Raw genomic sequence first — 23,789 nt, 5'->3', positions numbered from 1 at the left:
GCTAGTGATCGGAGGCCACCAATAGCGACTCGAATAGAGCCGGGTCGGAGTAGAACTCCCGGCCACGCTCCTTGGCCCGGTCGATCTTCTCCTTGTCCTCAGGGAAGACGCCTTCGAACCTCAACCGCTTCTCAATCACTTCAGCTGGGAAGGTCCTGTATAGGTAGGCTATGCAGGGGTTCACGAAGGAGGTGGTGAGCATGTCGATGCCCTCGAATGACAGGGTCACCACCTCACCCTTCTGAAGCTTCTCCTTTATGACCTCGTGAACCCTCATGGCGTCGTCCGTAGCCACCGCGAACGACGATCCGATAAGGTCTGCGACCCTGATAGTGGCGGTCTGGCTCATGCGTCGCGCCTCCAAGGACCGACAGTTTAGTATAGGGCCATTCTGCCCAGGCTGGCCGCCCCGTCAGTGACGAAGGCCATTATGCGTACCTAGCTCACAGCATCCGTGTCGTAGACGCGGTCGTCACGAACCGCGATCTCCCAGTGGACACAGGTTCCCGGAAATGGGCTGCTCAAGAACCTTCCGATCTCGTTCGAACCCTCCTGCCGCCAGTAGACTCTTCCGGACACTACTGTCAAAGAGCCTTGGTTGTCAGAGACGAACTCCCGCAACCGCCACAGCCCGTCGCCGCCCAGACCATCACTCCGAGTCGTGTTCCCCCTGTCCATGGCCCAACGGACCGCATCGACCGGCGACAGTCGCGAAGGCACGTGACCCAAGACCTTGTGAGGAATCGTGACGCCGCCGTCGGCCACTATTACCGCCAGGCGCTGCTTGGCCACGTAGTACTGCCCGCAGGCAACAACATTGCTAGTCTCGGCATGCTGTCTGACATTGCTGAACGCCTCGCCGAAGCTCGTCAACAAGTGTCTCTTGAACCGCGGCGACATCCGGCTTGGAAAGTAAGGTGACCTGGCGACCTTCTCCATCAGAAAATCTGCGCCCTTAAGGTCCTGTCGGTCCGGGAGCAGAGTGACTGGTATCGATGTGCTGTACCCGTCCTGGACGGGATCCCTCCCGTAGTAGCAGAGGAAGTGGTTCCTGCATAGGGTCTCGTACGTTCTCGGCAGCGGGTCTGAACCGACGGTGACCCGCTTGCCGGTTGCCACCCAGTGGTCCGCGATGACCTTTAGGGGAGCGGCCATGATGGCAGAGAACCAGTTGACGTTGCCCATCTCGAGCGAGATGGTCTCGGTTTCGACGCTTGCGGCCTCGGCGTGAAGCCTCGCCAGGTAATCGAAGCCGGAGAAGTCGTGGTCAGTGTTTACTACCTTCAGCTTCCCAGCTTCGGCCATCCTTCAGGGTTGAGCCCGTTTCCCCCCTTAGCGCACCACCTCAGCCCTGCCGTAATAAACCGCTACCACAAGCGTACGCCTTGCGGACAACAAGGCGTCATGAAGCGACGGCGCGCCATGTGTCCCGGCCCGCACATGAGACTATGCGGGGCAATTCACGTTCCGGCCCACAAGCCCATGCCGTGGTCACGTTACCTGCATAAGCCAGCAATGGTCGGCCGTCCTGCCCCGATGCCAAAGGATTTCGTGGCCTTCGTCCGAGTACTGGTGGATCGGTCTAAGAATGAGCGCGCCTCTCCTAGAGATACAGGTGGGACGCGTCCGAGAGCCAGGTAGGGTCCGGGTTCTACTCGTTCTTCAGAGGTGCCTTCTCCACTTCAATCCCCTTTGGCCCAGGGGCAGCGCGCCCCGGCAGGAGCGCAGACCTTGCCGGCCACGACCGGGTGTGTCGCCCCGGTCGCGGAGGGCAGCACGTTAGGCTCGCCGTGCACGGCCATGTAGGCCATGACGGCCATCGCCAGGGTCTCGCGGTCCTTGTCGTCGTAGCCCGCCTCGGCGAACGTCGTCACCGGCCTGCCGGTCTCCCGCCGCAGCCGGCGGACGAGGTCGGGGTTGCGCGCGCCGCCGCCGGCCACGAGCACCTCGAGGGCCTCGTCGGAGGGCAGGAACCGTTCCATGGCGTCGGCCACGGTCACGGCCGTGAGCTGGGCGAGGGTCGCCAGCAGGACCTCGGGGCGCTCGGGCGCGCCGCCGGGCCAGCCCAGGGCCAGGGCGTGGCCCAGGTGGAAGTGCTCGCGGCCGGTCGTCTTGGGCGGCTCGAGGGCGAAGTAGGGGTCGCTCAGCAGCCGGGCGAGCGCCTCCGCGTCCACCGTCCCGGACGCTGCCGCCCGGCCGTCCTCGTCGCGCGGGGCGCCGAGGTAGGCCTGCGCCGCCTCGTCCATGAGGCAGTTGCCCGGCCCGGTGTCGAAGGCCACGACGCCGCCCGGGTCCTGCGAGGCGGGCAGGTAGGTCACGTTGGCGATGCCGCCGACGTTCAGCACCGCCCGGGCGACGCCCGGGCGCGAGTAGAGGAGGTGATCGGAGAAAGGCACCAGCGGCGCCCCTTGCCCGCCGGCGGCCAGGTCGGACTGACGGAAGTCGGACACCGTCACCACGCGGCAGCGCTCCGCCACCACGGCGGCCTCGCCGAGCTGCAGGGTGCTCTTCACGTGCCAGCCGCGCGAAGCGTCCACGCGCGGCACGTGGTAGACGGTCTGGCCCGAGAGCCCGACGATGTCGACCTCGTGCTCCGTCTGAGCGGCGGCCACGGCGTCGGCGTAGGCCTGGCCGATGCGCTGGTGCAGCTGCGTGATCAACAGGACGTCGGAGCGCTCCGGGTCCATCGCCCGCCTGATGTCGGCGGCGACGTCGTCCGGGTACGCGTGGGCGGCGCGGCGGAGCACCTCCCAGGCGAGCCGGCCGTCCTGGCGGGCCAGGCGGACCGTCACGGTGTCGATGCCGTCGGCGGAGGTGCCGGACATGACGCCGACTACGACCGCCGGCGGCAGGTCGCGCGCCGCAGGCACGCTCAGCCCCCGAAGGCGCGCGCCACCAGCTCGTGGGCGGCGCGCCGCAGGCGGGACACGGGTCCAGCGTCGCCGCGCCTGGGGTGCACGCGGTTCGTCAGGAGCACGCAGGTCCAGCCGGCCTCCGGGTCGACGACGATGCTCGTGCCGGTGAAGCCCGTGTGCCCGAAGGCGCGGCGGGATACGCCGTCGCCGATCGGCCAGTCGTCGTCGTCCCGCAGCCGCCACAGCAGGCCCCGGGCCGGACCGGAGCCGCGCGAGCGGTCGGTCACGGCCTCGGCCAGCCACTCGGGGGAGGCGAAGGGCGCCTCGAGGCGCAGCCACGCCGCGGCGTAGCGGCTCAGGTCGGCGGCGGTGCCGAACAGGCCGGCGTGGCCGGAGACGCCGTCCATGGCCCAGGCGTTCTCGTCGTGGACCTCGCCGCGCAGTACGCCGCCGCGCAGGCCGTCGTCCTCGGTGGGGGCCACCTTCACGCCCTCCGGCAGCGGCGCGTAGCGCACCGTCGTCATGCCGAGGGGCTCGGCGACGACGCGGCGGAAGGCGGCGTCGAGCCTCTCGCCGGTCACGCGCTCGATCACGGCGCCGAGGACGATGACGCCGAGGTCGCTGTAGACGAAGCGGCCCCTCTCCCCGATCAGGGGCGTCTGGAGCACGTGGGCCAGCGCGGTGCGGCGCACGCTCACGTTGGCGAACACCGGTCGCCACGCCGGCAGGCCCGAGCTGTGCAGCGCCAGCTCCTCGAGCGTCACGTCGCCGAGCGAGGGCTCCTGGAACCAGCCGGCGTTGGCGAAGAACCGGGAGACCTTGTCGCCGAGGCGGACCTCGCCCGCCGACAGCAGGTGGAGGAGCAGCGGCAGGCAGGAGACGACCTTCGTGAGCGAGGCCAGGTCGTAGACGGTGTCCGGCGTGACGTGCTCGGCGGCCTCGTCGTAGGTGAGGCAACCGGCGGTGAGGACGAGCTCGCGTCCGTCGCGGGCGGCGGCGTGCAGCACGGCGCCGGGGGTGACCCGCTCGGCGACGGCGTCCTCCAGGAGCGAGCGCGCGGCGGCTGCCGCGTCGAGGGTCATGGGCCGAACGCTATCACGGTGCGGGACGGGTCCCAGGACCGGGGGAGCGCAGCCGGGCCCGGCTGGCACCTCGGTGACGCCCGGCCGACGCTGAGCGCGACCGGGGCCCACCGCTCGAACGGCCCGGCGCGGCCCGGCGTCCGCCCGGACCCGCCCCATCGGGGTTCACGGCCTACCCCGTACAATGCGGTCGCGCGCCTCGCGCGCGCTTCCCGAGCGATGACCGTAGACGCCGCCATGCTCACCGCCCTCACGGTGTTGCCCTTCCTGGGCAGCGCGCTCTCCTCCAGCCTGCACACGCGCGCCCGCAAGGCCGCGGCGGCGCTGGCCGGGCTCGTGTCCCTGTCGACGCTCGGTCTGGTCATCGCGCTCTACCCGCGCGTGTCCGGCGGCGCGGTCTTCAAGCACGAGGTCACGTGGCTGCCCAGCCTCGGCCTCAACCTCTCGCTGCGCCTCGACGGGGTCTCCTGGCTCTTCGCCCTGCTGATCGCCGGCATCGGCGCTCTCGTCGTGCTCTACGCGCGCTACTACATGTCGGCCGAGGACCCGGTGCCGCGGTTCTTCGGCCTGCTGCAGGCCTTCATGGGCTCGATGCTGCTGCTCGTGCTCTCGGGCAACCTCATCCAGCTCGTGTTCGGCTGGGAGCTGACCAGCCTCTTCTCGTTCCTGCTGATCGGCTACTGGTACCACAACGCCAACGCGCGCGACGGGGCGCGCATGGCCCTGCTCGTGACGTCGCTGGGCGGCTTCTGCCTCCTGCTCGGCGTGATCGTCCTGGGCAGCATCGCGGGCAGCTACGACGTCGACGCCGTGCTCGCCGCCGCGCAGGAGATCCGCGCCCACCCCTACTTCGTGCCCACCCTCGTGCTCATCCTCGTGGGCACGTTCTCGAAGAGCGCCCAGTTCCCCTTCCACTTCTGGCTGCCGCACGCGATGGCCGCGCCCACCCCGGTGTCGGCCTACCTGCACTCGGCCACGATGGTCAAGGCCGGGATCTTCCTCATGACACTGCTGTGGCCCGTCTTCTCGCCCTCGGACGTCTGGTACTTCGGGGTCGGCACGGCCGGGCTCATCACGTTCCTGCTCGGCGCGTTCGTCGCGATCTTCCAGAACGACCTCAAGGGCATCCTCGCCTACTCGACGATCAGCCACCTGGGCCTCATCACGCTGCTCCTCGGCCTGGCCACGCCCGCCGCGCTGGTCGCCGCGGTGTTCCACGTCCTCAACCACGCGACGTTCAAGGCCGGCCTGTTCATGGCGGCGGGCATCATCGACCACGAGACCGGCACGCGCGACGTCCGCAAGCTCTCCGGGCTGATCCGCGCGCTGCCGTTCACCGGCGCGCTGGCGATCATCGCGACGGCCGCCATGGCCGGCGTGCCGCTGGTGAACGGCTTCCTGTCGAAGGAGATGTTCCTCTCCGAGACGCTGGCCGTGCACAGCGGCACGTTCCTCGACCGCCTCCTGCCCGTGCTGGCGACCATCGGCAGCGCGTTCGGCGTCGTCTACTCCGTGAGGTTCATCCACCAGGTCTTCTTCGGCCCGCCCGCCAAGGACCTGCCGAAGGAGCCGCACGAGCCGGTCGCCTGGATGCGCCTCCCCATCGAGCTGCTCGTGCTCGTCGTGCTGGCCGTGGGCATCCTCCCGGCGCGCGTCGTCGGGCCGCTGCTGGAGAACGCCGTGCGCAGCGTGCTCGGCGCCGCCACGCCCGACTACTCGCTGGCGCTGTGGCACGGCTTCACCCCCGCCCTCCAGCTCAGCCTCATCGCCCTGGCCGCGGGCGCCACGGCCTACACCGCGTTCAGGCGGTACCTCGCCGACAGCCCCGACGAGGGCCCGCCGTGGGCGGGGCGCGTGAGGGCGAGGCGCGTGTTCGACCTGACGTTCCTGGCCCTCGTGCGCGGGGCCACCGCCGGCCTGCGCTGGCTGAGCACGGCGCGCCTGCAGCCGCAGATGCTGCTCCTCACGCTCGTCGCGCTCGGCGCCGGCCTGTGGCCGTTCGCGCTGCAGGCGGTGCGGGGCGCCGGCTGGCACCTTCCCTTCGGGCCCGTGCGCAGCGACCTCCTGGAGCCGGCCTACGTGGCCGTGTGGGCGATAGGCGCCGTCTGCGCGTCCCTCACGGGCTACCTGGCGAAGTTCCACCGCTTCGCGGCCATGATCACGCTGGCCGGCACCGGGCTCGCCATGGTCCTGTCGTTCGTCTGGCTCTCGGCGCCCGACCTGGCGCTGACGCAGCTCCTCGTCGAGGTCGTGACGACCGTGCTGCTGCTCCTCGGCCTGAGGTGGCTGCCGCGCCAGGTGCCGGCCGAGGAGCGGACGCGCCGCGAGGTCATCAGGGCGCGGGCGCGCCGGGTGCGCGACTTCGTCGTCGCCGTCGCCGCCGGCGCCGGCGTGGCCGTGCTCGCCTACGCCGGCATGACGCTGGACCCCGCCAACCGTCTGCGCGACGGCTCGCTGCGGAACTTCTTCGTCGAGAACGCCTACGAGGGCGCGGGCGGGCACAACGTCGTGAACGTGCTGCTCGTCGACTTCAGGGCCTTCGACACGATGGGCGAGATCACGGTGCTGGGCGTCGTCGCCCTGACCGTGTTCGCCCTGCTGCGCCGCTTCCGCCCGCCGCGCGAGCTACTCGGCGGCACCAAGCAGCAGCAGCGCCAGGCCGCCTTCGACGCGGCCGCCGGGGACCGCGAGGTCGGCGACACCGCTACCGAGTTCCTCTACGTCGCCCGCACGGCCATGCACCTGATGTTCCCCGTGCTCGGCGTCCTGGCGGTCTACCTGTTCGTGCGCGGCCACGACGACCCGGGCGGCGGCTTCGCCGCCGGGGTGGCGATGGCGATCGCGTTCATCCTCCAGTACATGGCGCGCGGCGCACGCTGGGTCGAGGAGCGCCTGCGCGTGCTGCCGGTCCGCTGGATCGGCGCGGGCCTGTTGGTGGCCGTGTCCACCGGCGCCGGCGCCTGGCTGTTCGGGCGGCCGCTCCTGAAGTCGTACTACGAGCGCGTCGACTTCCCGCTGCTGGGCAGCGTGCCGGTGGCATCGGCGATGCTCTTCGACCTCGGCGTCCTGCTCCTCGTGGTGGGCGCGACGGTGCTGATGCTCGTCGCCCTCGCCCACCAGTCGATCCGCGCGCCGCGCCCGGCGTCGCGCGAGGGCGCCGAGCCGCCGCGCGAGGAGGTCGAGGCGGAGTGATGGAGCTCGTCACCGCCATCGGCATCGGCGTGATCGCCGCGGCGGGCGTGTGGCTCGTGCTGAGGCCGCGCACGTTCCAGGTGATCCTCGGGCTCTCGCTCCTCACCTACGCCGTCAACGCCTTCCTGCTCGCCATGGGCGGCCTGAAGGTGGGGGCGCCGCCGGTCCTCGAGTCGGTGGTCGCGCCCTCCGCCGCCGAGCACGCCGACCCCGTGCCGCAGTCGCTCGTGCTCACCTCGATCGTCATCAGCTTCTCGATGACGGCCCTCTACCTCGTGGTCCTCCTCACGTCACGCGGCCTCACCGGCACGGACCACGTGGACGGGGAGGAGGGCGCCTGATGGTCGACCTCTCGCAACGCGGCATCGGCGGTCCGATCACCGGGCAGCTCGTCGACCTCACGCCGCACGTGCCGGTCCTGCCCATCGTCCTGCCGCTGGCGGTGGCGGCCCTGATGCTGCTGCTCGACGAGCGCCGACGCATCTTCAAGGCCGGCCTGGGCGCGGCGACGATGGCGACGCTCGTGCTGGTCTCGTTCGTCCTCCTCAACGCGGTCGCCGGCGACGCCGACGGCGTGATCGTCTACCGCCTCGGCGACTGGCCGGCGCCGTTCGGGATCGTACTCGTCGTCGACAGGCTGGCGGCGCTGATGCTCATGGTCACGAGCCTGCTCGCGCTCGCCTCGTTCGTCTTCGCCGTCTCCGGCTGGGCGATCGTCAGCCCGCGCTTCCACAGCCTGTTCCTGCTCCTCGTCATGGGCATCAACGGCGCCTTCCTGACGGGCGACCTCTTCAACCTCTACGTCTTCTTCGAGGTGCTGCTGGCCGGCTCCTACGGCCTGCTGCTGCACGGCTCCGGCCGCGCCAGGGTGAGGGCCGGGCTGCAGTACATCGCCGTGAACCTCGGCTCCTCGATCCTGTTCCTGATGGGTGCCGGCGTCATCTACGCCGTGACGGGCACGCTGAACATGGTCGACGTGATGCGTATGGCCGCCGAGCTCTCGCCCGGCGACGCCACGCTGTTCCGCGCCGGCCTGGCGGTCCTCAGCGTCGCGTTCCTCACCAAGGCCGGCGTGTGGCCGCTGTCGTTCTGGCTGCCGGTCTCGTACCCCGTGGCCACGCCGCCGGTGTCGGCGATGTTCGTGATCCTGACGAAGGTGGGCGCCTACGTGCTCCTGCGCTTCGTCGCGCTGGCCTCCGGCGTTCCGGACACGGGCCTCGTAGAGTTCCTCAGCCCCTGGCTCCTCTACGGCGGCATCGCGACGGTGCTGTTCGGGTCGATGGGCCTGCTGGCCTCGACGCAGATCCCGCGCATCGCCTCCTACGCCACGCTGGTCACGGCCGGCACGCTCGTCGCCGCCGTCGGCACGGCCGACCAGCGCGTGATCAGCGGGGCGCTCTACTACATGATCGGCTCGACGCTGGCCACCGGCGCGGCGTTCCTGCTCGCCGAGCTCGTCGCGCGCCTGCGGCCGGCCGAGCCCTCCACCGACGGGGTCGTGGAACCCGTGTTCGGCGACGACTACGAGACGAGCCTGCAGACCGACTTCGAGGGCTACGAGGTCGGGATCGCCATCCCCGCCGGCACGGCCATGATGGGCGGCGCGTTCGTCGTCGCGGCCCTCGTGCTCGCCGGCCTGCCGCCCCTCTCCGGCTTCCTCGCCAAGTTCGCGATAGTCCAGGGCGTGGTGTCCCGCGAGTCTCAGCTGTCGCCCGAGGCGTGGGTGCTGGCCGGCGTCGTGATCTTCTCCGGTCTGGCGACGCTGATCGCGCTGATGCGCAAGGGCATCGAGGCCTTCTGGCGTCCGGGCGAGGACAACGTCGCCGAGGTGCGCTCGCTCGAGGCGCTGCCAGTGGGCATCCTCCTCTCCCTCTGCGTGGCGCTCACCGTCTTCGCTGGCCCGGTCGTGACCTACCTAGACGCCACCAGCGCCTACCTCGCCGACCCCGTCGAGTACGCCCGCAGCGTCCTGGAGACCATGCCGTGAGGTTCCTGGAGCGCGTCTTCCCCTACCCGCTGCTGGCCGCGGCCCTGGCCGTGATGTGGCTGGCGCTGCAAGGGTCGGTGGCTCCCTTCGACGTCGTCTTCGGCGTCGCGCTGGGCGCCGCGCTGTCGCGCGTGATGCTGCGCCTCGACCCCGACCCGCCCGCGATCCGCAAGCCGCGCCAGGTGCTCGCGCTCACCGGCGTCGTCCTCTACGACATCCTCGCCTCGAACCTGCGCATGTTCTCGGTGATCCTCAGCCCCAGGCGCGCTCCGCGCTCGGGGTTCGTCAACATCCCGCTGCAGCTGAGGAACCGCTACGCCCTCGCGGCGCTGGCGACGATCGTCACCTCGACCCCCGGCACGTTCTGGGCCGCCTACGACAGGCGCAGCGGCGTGCTGACGATCCACGTCCTCGACCTGCACGAGCCCTCCTACTGGGTCAAGACGATCAAGAACCGCTACGAGCGGCGCCTGCTGGAGATCTTCGGATGAGCCGGGAGGTCCTCGCCGTCGTCCTCGGCGCGGCGCAGGCGCTCTTGGCCGTCGCCCTGGTGCTCTGCGCCTACCGCCTGATCAGGGGCCCGCGCGCGCAGGACCGCGTCATGGCCCTCGACGCGCTCTACGTCAACGGCCTGCTGTCGATCGTCATGCTCGGGGTCAGGACCGGCACCGAGCTCTACTTCGAGGCCGCTCTGATCATCGCCCTCACGGGCTTCGTCAGCACCTCGGCGGTCGCGAAGTTCCTCATGCGCGGCGAGGTGATCGAGTGACGCGCGCCGAACGCCGGTCGCGGCCGGGTGACCCGGCGACGCGGCCCGCGCGGCGGGGTGACCCGGCGACGCGGCCCGCGCGCCCGAGAGCGGAGGCCGAAGCGTGAACCTGGCGCCCGACCTCCCGCCCTTCGTCGCCCTGGTCGTGGGCGTGCTGGCCCTGGGCGGCGCGGCCGTGGCGCTCATCGGCGCGACCGGCCTGGTGCGGATGCGCACCTTCTACGACCGCGTCCACCCGCCCACGCTCTCGGCGAGCCTCGGCCTCGCCTGCGTGGCGCTCGCCTCGATCGTCACCTTCAGCGTCCTGCGCACCCGGCCCGTGGTGCACGAGGTGCTGCTCCTGTTCTTCGTCGCCCTGACCCTGCCCGTCTCGATGATGCTCCTGGCGCGCGCCGCCCTGTTCCGCGACCGGGCCGAGGCCTACGACAAGTCGATGGCCGCCGAGGACCGCGCGGCCGCGGAGGAGGAGGCGGCGGCGCTGGCCGCAGCGCAGGAGGAGGCCGCCGCGCTGGCGAGAGGGGAGGTCGACGCCGGCGACGGCGACGCCGACTACGGTCGGGACTGACGGGCCGTGGGACCGCCGGCGACCGCGGCTCACGCGAAGTCGCCAGCCCGGACCCGTCCTCAGCCCCCCACGATCTCCCCGCCGTTGACGTGGATCGTCTGGCCCGTCACGTAGGACGAGTCGCGGGACGCCAGGTAGACGTAGGCCGGCGCCACCTCCTCGGGCTGGCCGGGTCGACCCAGCGGCTGGTCGACGCCGAACTGGGCGACCTCCTCCGCCGGGAAGCTCGCCGGGATCAGTGGCGTCCAGATGGGGCCCGGCGCCACGGCGTTGACCCTGATCCCCCGGCCGGCCAGGTTCGTCGCCAGCGAGCGGGTGAACGCGAGGATCGCGCCCTTCGTCGCGGCGTAGTCCATCAGGTGCGGGCTGCCCCGGTAGGCCGTGATCGAGGTGGAGTTGATGATGCTCGCGCCCTCCTGCAGGTGCGGCAGCGCGGCCCGCGTCAGGTAGAACTGCGCGAAGACGTTCGTCCTGAACGTCTTCGCGAGCTGCTCGTCGCTGATCTCCTCGAGAGCGTGCGCGTCGTGCTGCTCGGCGGCGTTGTTCACGAGGACGTCCACGCGGCCGAGCTCCGCGACGATCTTCTCCACGGCCTCCCGGCAGAACCCCGGGTCGCCCACGTCGCCCCTGATGAGCAGCGCCCGGCGGCCCAGCGCCTCGACGTCCTCCTTCACCTGCGCGGCGTCCCGGTCCTCCTCGAGGTAGAGGATCGCCACGTCGGCGCCCTCCTTCGCGAAGTGCACCGCCACCGACCTGCCGATGCCGCTGTCGCCGCCGGTGATGACGGCGACCTTGCCCTCGAGCTTGCCGGCCGCCTTGTACTCCGCGCCCTCGTACTGGGGCGCGGGCACCATCTCGTGCTCTCGTCCCGGCTGCCTGTCCTGCTCCTGCGCCGGCATGCCGCCGCGCTCGCGCAGCTTGGCTGTCTCGCCCTCGCTCATGGCCCCCTCCGTTCGCCGCCCAACGTAGGGACCGCGCCCGTGGGAACGATGACGCGCGGGTGGGAGTCGTGCAGGTCCCCGGACGGGCCTGCCGCCCGCCCCCCTGGGGGTCCCCGACCACCCCACCGGCAGGTCTCCAGCCCGGCGCCGGCGACCCGTCCCATACGGTGGCCGGGGCCCGAGGACGAAGGCCTGGTGAAGCCGCCTCGGTCGAGAGGCCCGGACCGACCGTCGTAACATCGCCGGGCATGCCGCGGGCCGTCTCCCACGCCGAGCGCGCCAGGAGCATCTCGACGCTCAGGCTCATGGGCCTGGGCTCCGGCTCCCTGGGCCTGGCGGCGGTGTGGGCCCTCTACAACACCTTCATGCCGCTCTTGCTGGCGCAGTTCGTGGCGAGCGCCGGGGTGCGCGGCACGATCATGGCGCTCGACAACGTCATCGCCGTGCTGATGCTGCCCGTCGTCGGCGCCTGGTCCGACCGCCTGGGCGGACGCCTCGGCAAGCGCATCCCGTTCCTGTTGGCGGCGATGCCCCTCTCGGCGCTGCTGTTCACGGCGCTGCCGCTGGCCGACGCCACCCTGTGGACGCTCCTCTCCGTCGACGTCGTCTTCCTGCTCACGATCACGCTGTTCCGGGCGCCGCTCGTGGCCCTGATGCCCGACCACGTCCCGCCCCGGGAGCGGAGCTCGGCGAACGGGGTCATCACGCTCATGGCCGCAGCGGGCGGGGCCATCGGCCTGCTGCTGCTGTCGCCGCTGTTCGACGCCGCGCACTGGCTGCCCTTCGCCGGCGGCGGCGTGCTCATCGTCATCGCCCTGGTCCTCGTGCTGCTCGCCGCCGACCGCCACCCGCCCTTCGCCACGGGCGGCGCCGCGGCCGAGGAGGCGCCGGCCCTGCAGGGCCTGTTCCGCGACGTCAGGCAGCTCGTCGTGGAGGAGAGGGGCGGCGCCGGCGTGCTGCTGCTCGCCGTGTTCGCCGTCTTCTTCGGCTACTCGGCGCTCGAGGCGCAGTTCAGCACCTTCGCCACGCAGACGCTGGGCATCTCGGCCGGCATGGCGGGGCCGACCATCGCGGCCACGATGATCGCCTACGTCGCCGCGGCGGTGCCCGCCGGCCTGCTGGCGCGGAGGATCGGGTCGGCCAGCACCATGCGCATCGGCGCCCTGACGATGGCCGTGGCCGCGGTCCTCGCCACCCTCGTCGCCGACGTCTCCTCGGCGCGCGTCGTGCTCGCCCTCGGCGGCGCCGCCTGGGCGCTGGTGCAGGTGCCGGCCTACCCGCTGGTCGTGAACCAGGGCGGCGAGGCGCAGACTGGCTTCTACACCGGCATGTACTACCTGTTCGGCTCGGCGGCCTCGATCGCCGGCCCCCCGCTGGTGGGCGCGATGATGGACGTCTTCGGCAACAGGGCGCTGTTCTACTCGCTGGCCGTCTCGATGGTCGTGGGCGCGGCGCTCGTCACCGCCGCCAAGCGCCGTCGCGTCGAGGGGCGTGCGGCGGAGACGACCGCGAGCACCGCCTGAGGCGCCGGCGCGCCGCGTGAGGGCTGACCGCCGCACGCGCCCCGTCTGACTGAGGCGCGGGCCTGCTGCCTCAGGGGGGCCTCGCGTCCGTGCGACGCTCCGCTCCTCAGCCGACGAGCCTCTCTGCCACCGCGCGGGCCTGCAGGTCGCGGAAGCCGAACGCGACGATCGCCGGTCCGGGCACGCGCTCGGCCGCGTACGGGTTCCACAGCGCGATGTGCACGAACGGCACGCCCGCGCCGCCGGCCGCCGACGCGAGGCCGGAGGCGGCGTCCAGCTCCTCCCGCGGCGGCAGCGTGCGCGTGGTGGAGGCGTAGAGAAGCGCGTCGGCGCCGGCGAGGAGGGCGCGGAGGTCGCCGCGCGGCTCGGTGGGATCGAGGCGTCTCACCGCCACGCCGCGCTCCCGCAACGCCCGTTCGAGCGGGTCGGCCGGACGCACCGTCACCTGCGCGGCCGCCGAGGCCCTCACCTGCGGCCTGGCTACCAGCAGCACCGTCGCGCCCGGCCACAGGCGGGGCGGCTCGCCCGTCACGACGAGGCCCCGGCGCGCGGCCTCGGCCAGGAGCGCCTCGTCGCCGTCCCGCCAGGCGTCCGCGGGGTCGCCGCGGCGGCCGGAGAAGCGCGCGGACAGGCGGGCCACGCGTCCCAGCGAGGCCGCGACCTCCGCGGCGTCGAGGCGACCCTCCGCCAGCGCCGCGTCGACGGCGCGGAGCGTGGCGTCGTGCTGCCGTACGGTCCCCAGCGTCAGCGGGAGGTCCGCCCCGGCCGCCAGCGCCATCACGGACGCTGCCGGCGCCGGCCACCTGTCGCTGATGGCGCGCATGTCCAGGGCGTCGGTCACGATCACGCCGTCGAAGCCGAGCTCCTCGCGCAGCAGGCCGCGCAGCGCCGCCGGCGAGAGGGTGCTGGGCAGGTCGGGGTCGAGCGCCGGCACCACGATGTGGGCGCTCATCACGGCGGACGCTCCGGCCCGCACGCCCGCCGCGAACGGCGGCAGCTCCACGCGCCGCAGCTCCTCGAGCGGCCTCGCGACAGTGGGCAGGTCGAGGTGCGAGTCCACTCCGGTGTCGCCGTGGCCGGGGAAGTGCTTCAGCGTCGCGCCCACGCCCTCCGCCTGCAGCCCCTCGACGAACGCCGCCACGTGCCGCGCCACCAGCGCGGGGTCGGAGCCGAACGACCTGTCGGCGATGACCGGGTTCGCGGGGTTGGAGTTCACGTCGGCGACGGGGGCGAAGTCGAGGTTCACGCCCACGGAGCGCAGTCCGCGCGCGGCCGCCGACGCGACGGCGCGGGTGAGGCCGGGGTCGTCGGCCGCGCCGAGGGCCATGGCCGCCGGCGGCACGGGGACGTCGCAGAGGCGCACGACCCCGCCGCCCTCCTGGTCGATGGCCACGACGAGGTCCTCGCCCGCCAGGTCGCGCAGCGCGGCTACGTAGTCGGCGACCTGGAAGCGGTCGCGCACGTTCCGGCCGAAGAGGCAGACGCCGGCGACGCGTCGCTCGGCCAGCAGGGCGCGCTCGTCGGGCGTCACCTCCGGTCCGGAGAGGTCGATCATCAGCGGCAGGCGTTCGCCGCCGACGGCAAGGGGTGGCTCGTCCACGCGCCCATGATGGCCCGTCCTCCGCCGGTCCATGATGCGGGCCATGGCGGAGAGCGGAGCGGCGCCGGGCGGACCGGCCGACGGGAAGCTGGGGCCGGCCACGCGTTTGGGCGCGGTGCGTCTGCGGGTGCGCGACCTCGAGCGCGTCAGCCCCTTCTACGAGCAGGGCGTGGGGCTCGAGGTGGTCGCCGAGCGGGACGGCGAGCGCGTGCTGGGCAGCCGCGGCGAGCCGGTCCTCGCGCTCGTGCACCGGCCCGAGCTGGCTCCCTCGCCGCCGCGGTCGGCCGGCCTGTACCACGTCGCAGTCCTCTTCGCCGACCGGGCCGACCTGGCCGCCGCGCTCTACGCCTCGGCCACGCGCGCCGACGGGCGCTACGCGGGCAGCGCCGACCACCTGGTGAGCCTGGCCTTCTACCTCCAGGACCCGGAGGGCAACGGCCTGGAGCTGTACTGGGACCGCCCCCGCGACAGGTGGCGCTGGGACGACGGGCAGGTCGCCATGGACTCCCTCGCGCTCGACCCGAACGCCTTCATCCGCGAGCACCACCAGGGGGCCGGCGAGCCGCGGGCTCCGGTGGGCGCGGCGGCGCGGGTGGGCCACGTGCACCTGAAGGTGGGCGACCTGGCGTCCGCCAGGGCCTTCTACGTCGACCGCGTGGGCTTCGAGGTCACGGCCGCGGGCTGGAGCGGCGCCCTGTTCGCCGCGGCCGGCGGCTACCACCATCACGTGGGCATGAACGTCTGGGAGAGCCGCGGCGCGGGCCCGCGGGTACCCGCCCTCGGCCTCGAGTCGTTCGAGGTGCTGGTGGAAGAGGCGGACCTGGCGGCGCTCAGGCGGCGCCTGGCCGACGCGGGGACCGGCGCCCCCGGGGACGACGGGGACACGGTCACCGCCGCGGACCCCTGGGGCACGCAGGTGCACTTCCTGGTCCTCGGCCCATCGGCTAGCTTGAGGCCATGAACAAGCGAACCTTCGCGGTCGTCGCCCTGCTGCTCGCGGCGGGCCTCGCCCAGGCGCAGGTCGACGACAGGGCCAGGGAGCTCCTCGAGGGCATGAACCCCGGGCGGGGCGCCGGCGAGGTCACGACGCTCGACCAGACCATGACGATGACCCTCTACAACGACGGCGACGAGCTCGTCACGACCATGCGCATGGTCATCGACTTCCCGGGCAAGCGCGCCGCGGCGGTCTCGGAGATCGAGGGCATGGCCACGACGATGGTCCACCAGGACGGCGCCACCGTCATGAAGATCGACGGCATGTCGCTGCCCGTCCCGCCCGGCATGGACTCGTTGTTCGACGGCGCGTTCGACCACGACGGTCTCGCCAACCTCCTCGACGACCCCGACGCCGTGGCCACCTACGACGGCGTGGTCAGCTACGCCGACGTCCTCGCCGGCCACCAGGTCACGTACACGGGCGACTTCGGCGTCCCCGGCGCCGGCATCGACGCCAGCACGATCCGCTGGGTGTTCGACGACTCCGGCCGCCTCATCGGCCAGGTCGTACCGGCCGAGGGCACGGACCTCGTCTACGTGTTCACCGGCGAGCCGAAGGTGGAGGGCGGGCTGTTCTACGACGCCGACATCTACGAGGTCAGCGGCGGGGCGGCCACGCCGTTCGGCTCCGTCCGCTACGAGAGCGTCACGATCAACGAGCCCATCGACGAGTCGCTGTTCCGGTAGCGCGACGGCGCGGAGGCCGGGCCGGAAGCGGGCCGGCCGGCCCGATGACGGGCCGGCCGGCTCCGAGAGGCCCAGCGCACCGGAGCCTCAGCAGATCCGCAGGATCCAGACCTGCACGTAGTCCCTGCCCGTCGCCCCCGACTCGTTGGTGACCGCCGCGTCGAGCTGGGCGTAGAGGCTCACCTCGCAGAACCCCAGGTCGAGGGTCTCCTCGGGCACCCAGGTGATGCCGTTGCCCGTGCCGACCGGCACGGTCTCGGGGCCGGAGGTCGTCTGGTAGGTCAGCGACCACTCGTACGTGAGGGCCTCGCCCTCGGGGTCTGTCGCCTCCGCCTCGAGCAGGACCTCTTCGGCCGGGTCGATGACCGCGCGGTTCCGCGGGCTGACGATCCTCACCGCCGGCGGCGTGACCGCGGGCGGCTCGACGACGACGAACGAGACCGAGGTGGTGGAGGCGGCGCCGTGAGAGTCGGTGGCGGAGAGCGTCAGCGTGCGCGTTCCGGGAGGGTCGAAGGTGGCCGTGATCTCGCAGCCGGCGGCGGGCACGTCGTCGGTGATGAGGCTGCTCGACCAGTGGAGGGCCTCGCAGGCCAGGCTCTGGTCCGGCTCGTTCGGGTCGTGCGACGTCCCGCGCACCACGTAAGGCAGGCCCGCGTACACCTCCTCGCCCGCGGTCGGCTTGTCGATGCCGAGGGTCGGCGGCGTGTTGACCACCGTCACGGCCACGGTGTCCTTGGCGATCGCGCCGTCCGCGTCCACGGCCCTGACGGTGACCGTCCTCGTGCCCGGCGTGGTGAACGTGTGATCGAGGCGCGGGAACGAGCCGGAGGTGGTGCCGAGCTGTCCGTCGACGTCAGAGGTCCAGGTGGCCGCGCAGCAGTCGTTGCCGTCCTCGCGGTCGACGAGGCGGGCGCTGAACGTGACCGGCACGTCGAGCTGCTTCTCGCCGCCGCCGGCGGTGATCTCCACGGTCGGGGGACCGTTGCCGGCCCGCGCGATCTCCTCGCGGTACTCGAGGACCTTCTTGTCGTAGCTGATGTCCAGCACGTCCACGCTGTCGATGCCGATCCAGCCGTCCACGCCGCCGTAGAGCAGCCAGGTGGGCGAGCGCGGGACCTTGCCGTCGAGCTCCAGGTAGGCGTCGAGGCGGCCGTAGGGGCCCACGAGGCCGTAGAGGAACAGGTCGAACTTGATGCTGGCCTTGCCCTTCACGAGCGCCCGGGCCTCGAAGTCGGCGCCCTCGCCGCCGAAGTCGAGCGACAGGTCGCTGAGGTCCTCGAAGCCCTCGTCCTCGTCGTACGCCACGCCCACGGCGGCGACCGCCTCCTCCGTCGCCTGGTAGGTCACGTGCGCGCTCAGCTCGCCGCTGGCCGAGAGGAGCAGGGTGAGGCGCGGCGTGAACACGAGGGGCACCGGCCCCAGGTAGATGACGATGGGGTCGAAGTCGTAGCGCGCGACCTCCACCTCGCCCGCGAGCTCGCCCTCCAGGTCGCCCTCGACCTCCAGCTCGGCGCTCTGCTCGAGGCCGGCCCTGACGCTGAACTCGAGGTCGACGTCGAAGGGGAAGTCGTAGTCGAGGTCGATGTCGAGGTCGAACGAGGCCTCGAAGCCGACCTCGCCGCTCACGCGCACCTGGTCGTCCTTCGTCGCCTCGTCCCCGTCGAGGTCGAAGACGACGACGTCGTCGAAGCCCACCTCGAACCTGGCGTCGGCGGCCGGCGCCGGGGCCTCGGCCGCGCCGGCTGGGGCCTCGACCGCGCCGTCGTGGGGCGGAGGGGCCTCGGCCGCTTCGGCGGCGTCGCCCGCCGCGCCGGCGGCGCCACGGACCCTCTCGGCCTCGTCACCGGCCGGCCGCCGCGCCTCCGCCTGGCCCAGGGTCACGCCCGCGGCGAGCGGCGTCGCGGACGCCACGTCGGCGGGGGAGAGCGTGAACTCCGCGTGCGCCTCGCCCTGGTACACGGCCTCCTCGAGCTTCGCCTGGCGGGTCTCGACGACGACCTGCCCGCCCTGCTCGCTCACGCCTGTCACCTTCCGCAGCAGGCCGTTGGGGGCCGCCGCGGTCGGCTCGCTGACGACCACCGACTCGTCGTCGAGCGCCGGCGCCGCGTCCGCGGCGAAGAGCAGCGTGCCGTCGTCCCGCACCTCGAGCAGGGCCGACCGCTCCTGGTCGCCGAGGACCACCGTGGTCTCGGGCACGATCGGCTCGCTCGGCGGCTCCTGCGGCGGCGTCGGCGCGCCGCAGGCCGCGAGCAGCGCGAGGCCCCACGCCGCGAGGAGCCTCCGGTGGGCGCGGCCCGCGCGGGGCCGCCGCGCCGGGGCTCGCGAGGGCCGCCGCTTCAGGGCGCGACGACGGAGACGCCGCGCCGGGTCCGCGAGACGTCGCCGCCTCACGGGTCGATCACCGGCTCCCTGTAGCGCACGGTGACGGTGGCGCCGTCAGCATCGAGCACTACGGTCTGGTAGTGCGGGTCGGCGTAGTAGATGACCGAGATGTCGTTGGCCACGACCTCGTACTCGCCTATCGGTATGTCTGTCAACACCGTGGTGCTCCTTATGCGCCCGCTATCGAAGCCGCGCGGGCCGGTGACCCTGACGTCACCGTCGAACCTGTCGGACAGGCCCGTGATCTCGACCGTCAGGTCGCCGACGATCGCGTAGTCGAAGACGACGTCGGCTACCTCGCCGGCCACGACGTCGACGAACAGGGGCCCACGGACGACCTGGTACGACTGGCCGGACACCTGCACCGGGTCCTCTGGCGTGACCGGGAAGGTGCCGGCCCGCAGCTCCACCTCGTACGGCATGGTCCCGCCCAGCTCCACGCCGCCCACGAGGAGGCTCACGTCGGGGGAGACGCCGCTGGGCAGGCCCGTGGCCCGCAGGACGACGGTGCCCGTCAGCGGGTGGTACTCCACGTCGACGACGGTCACCTCGCCGCTTGAGATGGGCACGTCGCCCACGGGATCGGCCTCGTACAGGTGGTCGCCGGTCACGCTGCCGACGTCGATGTCGGCTCCCTCGAAGGTGAGGTTGTTGAGCGCCCCGGTGCCGGTCACCTTGACCACGACCGGCGAACCGGGGAAGGCGACGGTGATGTCCGCGGGCGTGCCGGCCGGCAGCCCGCGCACGAGCAGCAGCAGGCTGCCGGTCACGGGCTCGTAGCCGAGGTCGAGCTCGGCGGTCTCGCCGGCCGCGACCTCGATGGGGCCGACGCTCGCCCGCACCGCCTGGTAGGTGAAGCCCGTGAGGCCGGTCGTCTCGTCCGGGGCGGTGGCCACGTCGGGCGCCGCGTAGTCGTACGTCCCCGGGGGCAGGTCGGCGACGGTCCGCGCCGCGTCGACCGCGACATCGCCTTCGGGCCCGGAGAGGACGACGCCCGCCGCGACGCCCGCAGGCAGCCCGTCGATCGACACGGCGATGGCGCCCGTCACCGCCGCGTACGCCACCTGCACCTCGGCCACCGCCCCGGTCGCGACCGTCACGGTCACCGTCTCGTCGGCGGGCTCGTAGCCGTAGGTGGCGACGACCCTCCTGCCGCTGAGCCGGTACTCGCCGGGCGGCAGTCCGCCCAGGACCTCGCCGGACCTGACGAAGTCGGTGAAGCCCTCCGGCCCCGCGACGTCGAACGTGGCGACCGCGCCTGCTGGCAGGCCGTTGACGTCGACCGCGATGGCGCCGTAGCTGGCGTCCTGCAGCGCGTAGGTCACGCGCGCCAGCGCCGTGGAGCCCTCCGCGACCTCCACCGTCTGCGAGGCGGGCGACGGGATGGCCACGCCCTGCGCGGTGGCCACCGCCGCGGCGTCGAGCGTGTACTCGCCGGCCGCCAGCGCGCTCAGCGTCGCCGGCGAGGTCAGCTCGTGCTCGTAGCCGCCAGGGCCGGTGACGCGCACGTCCGCCGCGGCCCCGGCCGGCAGCCCGAGGATCTCCACGGCGAGGGCGCCTCCCCCGCCCCCGTCGGGCGGCGGGGCGGGCTGCCCGCATGAGACCAAGGCGGCGGCCAGTAGGCAGAGCGCCGCCGCCCAGCGCGCCGTGCCGGGCAGCCGCGCCCCGGGTCCCGGCGAGCGGGCCCGGGGTCCTTCCGGCCGGTCCAGCGGTCCGGGCGGACGCGGGCCGGCTCCGGGCGCCCGAGGTCGCAGCGGACGCTCCCGGGACCCGGCCCGTCCTCCGCCCCCAACGCCTCGAGCCTGCGCGTCCATCCTTCCTCCTCCCTCCGACCCCCCCGCTGCCTGACGGATGCTGGGGCGTTCGCCGTGTCGCGGCCGTGTCGCGGGCGGGCGCTAGCATCGGGACGTGCCCCCCGCGACGACCGCGCCTCGGGGCCACGCGAACCCGGGGACCGCGGGAACGACACGCGTGCAGCTCCTCGGCCGGCCCGTGGCCTACCCGGCGGGCCGGGAGGCCCTGCCCTTCGCACCCGACAAGCGCTTCCTGCTGCTCGCGCGGCTCGCCCTGGCGGGCGACTGGCTGCCCCGCGAGGAGGTCGCCTTCGGCTTCTGGCCCGACAGGACCGACGCCGAGGCGCGGCACGCGCTCAGGCAGCTCCTCAAGCGGACGCGCGCCCTCGGCTGGACCGACGACCTGGAGAGCACCCCCGTCCGCCTGCGCTGGCGCGCGGACACCGACGTGGCCAGGTTCGAGGCGGCGGTCAGGGCCAGGGACTGGCGCGCCGCGCTGGCCCTCTACCAGGGGCACCTGCTCGCCGGCCTCGACGCCGACTCGTCCCCCGAGCTCGGCGAGTGGCTGCGCCACGAGCGCGAGCGGCTGCGCAGCGAGTGGCGTCGCGCCGTCCTGGCCCGCGCCGCCGAGCTGACCCAGGAGGGCGACGCCCACGGGGCCGAGCTCGTGCTCGGCGACCTCGTCGCCGACGACCCGCTCGACGAGCCGGCCGCGCTGATGCGGGCCGAGAGCCTGGCCGCGGCCGGGCGCCACGCGGCGGCGCTCGGCGTACTGAGGGGGTTCGAGGAGACCCTGCGCCGCGAGCTGGGCATGCTGCCGAGCGCCCGTGTCGAGCGGCTCATGGAGGCGCTGGCCGGCGGCGGACGCGGCGCGTCGCCCCATGTCGGCACCGTGGGCGAGCCGGCGCCCGCGTCCGCTGGACGGCGGGGCGAGGCGGTGGGGCGAGAGCTCGAGGTCGGCGGGGGTCGAGCGCTCGAGGTCGGCGCGGTCTACGGCCGGGACCTCGCCCCGGACGAGGTGGTCGGACGCGAGGAGGAGGTGGCCGAGGTCCTGGCGCTCCTGCTGGGGGACGAGGGCCGCCAGCTCACGATCACGGGCCTCGGCGGCAACGGCAAGACGACGGTGGCGCGCCTGGTCGCGGAGGCCGCGGCGGACCGGCTGCCGGGCGGCACCGCCTGGGTGGCGTTGGAGCCCGTGGCGGACGCCGACGCCGTGCCCTCCGCCCTGGCGGCGGCGCTGGGCCTGGAGGCTCGTTCACGGGCCGAGGCGCTGGCGGCGGTCCGCGTCAGGCTCGACCGCCGGCCCACGCTGGTGGTCCTGGACGGCGCGGAGCGCCTGGACGTCGTCCCCTTCCTCACCTCCCTGCTGGCGACCTCCCCGGAGTGCCGGGTCCTCGTCACCTCGCGGGTCCCGCTGGGCGCGGACTGGGAGCGCGTCTACCCGCTGGGAGGGCTGGGCCTGGACGCGCCGGGAGGCGAGCCCGACGACGCCGTGCTCCTGTTCCTGCGCCGCGCCAGGCGCATCGCCCCGCGCCTGGAGCTGGGCGAGGACGACCTGGAGACCGTCGCTCGCGTCTGCCGGGCGGTGGGCGGCTCGCCGCTGGCCATCGAGGTCGCCGCGGCCTGGGCGCGGAGCCTGCCGCTGGCGGTGATCGCCGAGCGGCTCGAGCGCGACGACGAGCTGCTGGAACGCGGTCCCGCCGGCTCTCGTCTGCGGGCGACGCTCGACCAGGCCTGGGAGCAGTGCTCGGACGCCGAGCGCGCGGCCCTGGCGTCGCTGAGCCTCTTCAGCGGCGCCTTCACGGCGGCCGCCGCCGAGGCGGTCGCCGGGGCGTTCCCGGCGGTCCTCGCCGGGCTCGTCGAGAGGTCGCTGGTGACCCCCGAGAGGGACGGACGCTTCCGCCTCCACCCCGTGGTCAGGCGCTTCGCCGCGGAGCGGGGAGGTCGTGGCGGGCCGCCGCGGGACGCCGCGCTCGCCCACGCCAGGTACTTCTGCCGGCTGGCGCAGGCGGCGCCGGACACCGACCGCGGACTGGCGGCCGACCGCGACGACATGCTGGCGGCGCTGGCGACCCTGCGCGAGGCGGGCGACGTGGAGAGCGCCCTGCGCCTCGCCGCCGCCTTGGGCCGTCACCACCTGGAGGAGGGGCCGTACGAGGCCGGTCACCGAGCCCTCGGCGAGGTCCTGTCCATGGCCGGCGGACGCGCCTCGGCGCGCGCCGAGGTCGAGCTATTGCTGGGCACGCTGGCGCGGCGCATGGGGCTCACGGACGAGGCCGAGCGCCACCTCACGGACGCGTACGCGCGCCTCGGCCGGCACGCCGACCCGCAGCTGAGGGCGTGGGCCGGGACGTCGCTGGCGGAGCTCCGCCTGTCGCTCGGCGACCTGCGGCAGGCGCGGCGCCTAGCCGAGAGGTCCGCCGAGCTCGCCCGCCGGCACGTCTCTCCCGCCGAGGAGGCCCGGGCCATGTTCGTGCTGTCGTCGGTGCTCAACGAGGCCGGCGAGCTCGACGAGTCGATCGCCGCGCTCGAGCGCGCCCGCGACCTCTACCGCGCGGTGCGGGCCGACGTCGGGGTCGCCGACGCTCTCAAGAACCTCGGCAACCGCTACCTCGACCGTGGCGACCTCGACCTCGCGCGCGGCACCTACTCGCGCGCCCTGGCCGCTTACCGCGAGGCGGGCTCCCGCCGGGGCGAGGCCATGGCGCACGACTGCCTCGGCATCGTGGCCCGGCGCTCCGGCGACCCGACCGGGGCGCGGCGCCACCACGAGGAGAGCGCGGCCATCTACCGCGAGCAGGGCGACGTGGCGCTGCTGTGCCACGCGCTCGGCTACCTGGCCGAGGCCGAGCTGGAGGCAGGCAGGCCGGAGGCGGCGCTGCCCCTCGCCGAGGAGTGCCTCTCGCTGGCCGTCCAGCTGAGGATGCGTTGGCGCGAGGTCGACTGCCTGCGGCAGCTCGGGTCCGTGAAGGCGGCCCTCGGCGACGAGGCCGCCCTGGTCGCCTTCGAGCGCAGCGCGTCCCTGTCGCGGGAGCTCGGCGACCCCAGGGGCCTGGCCGAGACCCAGCTGGCGCTGGGCCGCTTCCACCTGGCGCGGGGCCGGGCGTCCGCGGCGGACGCGAGCTTCGTCGCGGCCCTGGAGGTCGCGCGCGCCCTGCCGCTGCCGCTCCTCGTCGCCACGGCGCTAGAGGGCCGGGTCGTGGCGCGGTTCGAGCTGGGCGACGCCGCCGCGGCGTCGCGGCTCCTCGACGAGGCCGCCGCGGCGCGCGCCCGCGTGGGTCCCGACAGGAGCGCCGCCGGCCGCGAGCTCGCCGCCGACTACCACCGCGTGGTGGCGGCGGTGGGTCGGGCGCCGTCCTTCGGGGAAACAGCTTCCTGAACGCGTCCTGGCGGAACGGCAGGCAAGTGACGGGG

General features: G+C 73.3%; 18 protein-coding genes. 10 read left to right on the top strand and 8 right to left on the bottom strand.

Annotated elements, in window-relative coordinates; all coding sequences use genetic code 11:
* Position 1: 1 nt before the first annotated feature.
* The 4 genes from VF202_09910 to VF202_09895 form a co-directional block, all read right to left on the bottom strand.
* Positions 2-349 carry an STAS-like domain-containing protein gene (locus tag VF202_09910; protein HEX7040417.1) on the bottom strand — a complete coding sequence of 116 codons (348 nt, stop codon included), beginning with the start codon at positions 347-349 and terminating at the stop codon, positions 2-4.
* 89 nt (positions 350-438) lie between these two features.
* Positions 439-1,305, bottom strand: a complete 867-nt coding sequence (locus VF202_09905) for a hypothetical protein (protein HEX7040416.1) — start codon at positions 1,303-1,305, stop codon at positions 439-441.
* Positions 1,306-1,682: 377 nt separating this feature from the next.
* Positions 1,683-2,870: an anhydro-N-acetylmuramic acid kinase gene (locus VF202_09900; protein HEX7040415.1), complete on the bottom strand. Its 1,188-nt coding sequence runs from the start codon at positions 2,868-2,870 to the stop codon at positions 1,683-1,685.
* 2 nt (positions 2,871-2,872) lie between these two features.
* Positions 2,873-3,937, bottom strand: a complete 1,065-nt coding sequence (locus VF202_09895; GenBank protein ID HEX7040414.1) for a serine hydrolase domain-containing protein — start codon at positions 3,935-3,937, stop codon at positions 2,873-2,875.
* Positions 3,938-4,174: 237 nt separating this feature from the next.
* Between VF202_09895 and VF202_09890 the strand changes: the two genes are divergently transcribed.
* From VF202_09890 to mnhG, 6 genes are all read left to right on the top strand, one after another.
* The gene (locus VF202_09890) at positions 4,175-7,129 is read left to right on the top strand and encodes a monovalent cation/H+ antiporter subunit A (GenBank protein HEX7040413.1); all 2,955 of its coding nucleotides are present in this window, start codon (positions 4,175-4,177) and stop codon (positions 7,127-7,129) included.
* A complete protein-coding gene (locus tag VF202_09885; GenBank protein HEX7040412.1) occupies positions 7,129-7,470 on the top strand; it encodes a Na+/H+ antiporter subunit C in 342 nt (113 codons plus the stop codon). The genes VF202_09890 and VF202_09885 overlap by 1 nt, the downstream gene beginning before the upstream one ends.
* Complete coding sequence (locus VF202_09880; GenBank protein ID HEX7040411.1) at positions 7,470-9,116, top strand: monovalent cation/H+ antiporter subunit D; 1,647 nt, start codon at positions 7,470-7,472, stop codon at positions 9,114-9,116. The genes VF202_09885 and VF202_09880 overlap by 1 nt, the downstream gene beginning before the upstream one ends.
* Positions 9,113-9,607 (top strand): Na+/H+ antiporter subunit E, encoded by a 495-nt coding sequence (locus VF202_09875; GenBank protein HEX7040410.1) that lies wholly within the window; start codon positions 9,113-9,115, stop codon positions 9,605-9,607. Before VF202_09880 ends, VF202_09875 begins: the two co-directional genes overlap by 4 nt.
* Positions 9,604-9,885, top strand: coding sequence for a K+/H+ antiporter subunit F (locus tag VF202_09870; GenBank protein ID HEX7040409.1), 282 nt, complete (start codon positions 9,604-9,606; stop codon positions 9,883-9,885). Before VF202_09875 ends, VF202_09870 begins: the two co-directional genes overlap by 4 nt.
* A 103-nt stretch (positions 9,886-9,988) precedes the next feature.
* Positions 9,989-10,450 carry a monovalent cation/H(+) antiporter subunit G gene (gene mnhG, locus VF202_09865; protein ID HEX7040408.1) on the top strand — a complete coding sequence of 154 codons (462 nt, stop codon included), beginning with the start codon at positions 9,989-9,991 and terminating at the stop codon, positions 10,448-10,450.
* A 59-nt stretch (positions 10,451-10,509) separates the two neighbouring features.
* Here the strand turns inward: mnhG and VF202_09860 are convergent, their stop codons facing one another.
* A complete protein-coding gene (locus VF202_09860; protein ID HEX7040407.1) occupies positions 10,510-11,391 on the bottom strand; it encodes an SDR family oxidoreductase in 882 nt (293 codons plus the stop codon).
* A gap of 248 nt (positions 11,392-11,639) precedes the next feature.
* On the opposite strand from VF202_09860, the gene VF202_09855 reads away from it, so the two are divergent.
* Complete coding sequence (locus tag VF202_09855; GenBank protein ID HEX7040406.1) at positions 11,640-12,914, top strand: MFS transporter; 1,275 nt, start codon at positions 11,640-11,642, stop codon at positions 12,912-12,914.
* A 106-nt stretch (positions 12,915-13,020) separates the two neighbouring features.
* On the opposite strand, the gene nagZ is transcribed toward VF202_09855, so the two are convergent.
* Positions 13,021-14,514, bottom strand: coding sequence for a beta-N-acetylhexosaminidase (nagZ, locus tag VF202_09850; protein ID HEX7040405.1), 1,494 nt, complete (start codon positions 14,512-14,514; stop codon positions 13,021-13,023).
* 43 nt (positions 14,515-14,557) lie between these two features.
* Between nagZ and VF202_09845 the strand changes: the two genes are divergently transcribed.
* Positions 14,558-15,475, top strand: coding sequence for a VOC family protein (locus VF202_09845; GenBank protein HEX7040404.1), 918 nt, complete (start codon positions 14,558-14,560; stop codon positions 15,473-15,475).
* The gene (locus VF202_09840; GenBank protein ID HEX7040403.1) at positions 15,472-16,200 is read left to right on the top strand and encodes a hypothetical protein; all 729 of its coding nucleotides are present in this window, start codon (positions 15,472-15,474) and stop codon (positions 16,198-16,200) included. Before VF202_09845 ends, VF202_09840 begins: the two co-directional genes overlap by 4 nt.
* Positions 16,201-16,287: 87 nt before the next feature.
* Here VF202_09840 and VF202_09835 read toward each other — a convergent pair whose 3' ends face one another.
* A complete protein-coding gene (locus tag VF202_09835) occupies positions 16,288-18,396 on the bottom strand; it encodes a hypothetical protein (GenBank protein HEX7040402.1) in 2,109 nt (702 codons plus the stop codon).
* A gap of 191 nt (positions 18,397-18,587) precedes the next feature.
* Positions 18,588-20,129 (bottom strand): hypothetical protein, encoded by a 1,542-nt coding sequence (locus VF202_09830; GenBank protein ID HEX7040401.1) that lies wholly within the window; start codon positions 20,127-20,129, stop codon positions 18,588-18,590.
* Between the two features lie 361 nt (positions 20,130-20,490).
* Here VF202_09830 and VF202_09825 point away from each other — a divergent pair, with 361 nt between their 5' ends.
* Positions 20,491-23,754 carry a tetratricopeptide repeat protein gene (locus VF202_09825; GenBank protein ID HEX7040400.1) on the top strand — a complete coding sequence of 1,088 codons (3,264 nt, stop codon included), beginning with the start codon at positions 20,491-20,493 and terminating at the stop codon, positions 23,752-23,754.
* Positions 23,755-23,789 lie beyond the last annotated feature (35 nt).

The organism is Trueperaceae bacterium, assembly GCA_036381035.1.
Lineage (GTDB): Bacteria > Deinococcota > Deinococci > Deinococcales > Trueperaceae > DASRWD01.
This window is presented reverse-complemented; position numbering and strand designations above follow the sequence as displayed.

What these genes read in the sequence shown, in the direction of transcription:
- VF202_09855 (HEX7040406.1), top strand. Translation starts at nt 11,640, where the DNA reads ATGCCGCGGGCCGTCTCCCACGCCGAGCGCGCCAGGAGCATCTCGACG.
- VF202_09910 (HEX7040417.1), bottom strand. Translation starts at nt 349, where the DNA reads ATGAGCCAGACCGCCACTATCAGGGTCGCAGACCTTATCGGATCGTCG.
- VF202_09890 (HEX7040413.1), top strand. Translation starts at nt 4,175, where the DNA reads ATGCTCACCGCCCTCACGGTGTTGCCCTTCCTGGGCAGCGCGCTCTCC.
- VF202_09860 (HEX7040407.1), bottom strand. Translation starts at nt 11,391, where the DNA reads ATGAGCGAGGGCGAGACAGCCAAGCTGCGCGAGCGCGGCGGCATGCCG.
- VF202_09895 (HEX7040414.1), bottom strand. Translation starts at nt 3,937, where the DNA reads ATGACCCTCGACGCGGCAGCCGCCGCGCGCTCGCTCCTGGAGGACGCC.
- VF202_09880 (HEX7040411.1), top strand. Translation starts at nt 7,470, where the DNA reads ATGGTCGACCTCTCGCAACGCGGCATCGGCGGTCCGATCACCGGGCAG.
- VF202_09885 (HEX7040412.1), top strand. Translation starts at nt 7,129, where the DNA reads ATGGAGCTCGTCACCGCCATCGGCATCGGCGTGATCGCCGCGGCGGGC.
- VF202_09870 (HEX7040409.1), top strand. Translation starts at nt 9,604, where the DNA reads ATGAGCCGGGAGGTCCTCGCCGTCGTCCTCGGCGCGGCGCAGGCGCTC.
- VF202_09905 (HEX7040416.1), bottom strand. Translation starts at nt 1,305, where the DNA reads ATGGCCGAAGCTGGGAAGCTGAAGGTAGTAAACACTGACCACGACTTC.
- VF202_09845 (HEX7040404.1), top strand. Translation starts at nt 14,558, where the DNA reads ATGGCGGAGAGCGGAGCGGCGCCGGGCGGACCGGCCGACGGGAAGCTG.
- VF202_09840 (HEX7040403.1), top strand. Translation starts at nt 15,472, where the DNA reads ATGAACAAGCGAACCTTCGCGGTCGTCGCCCTGCTGCTCGCGGCGGGC.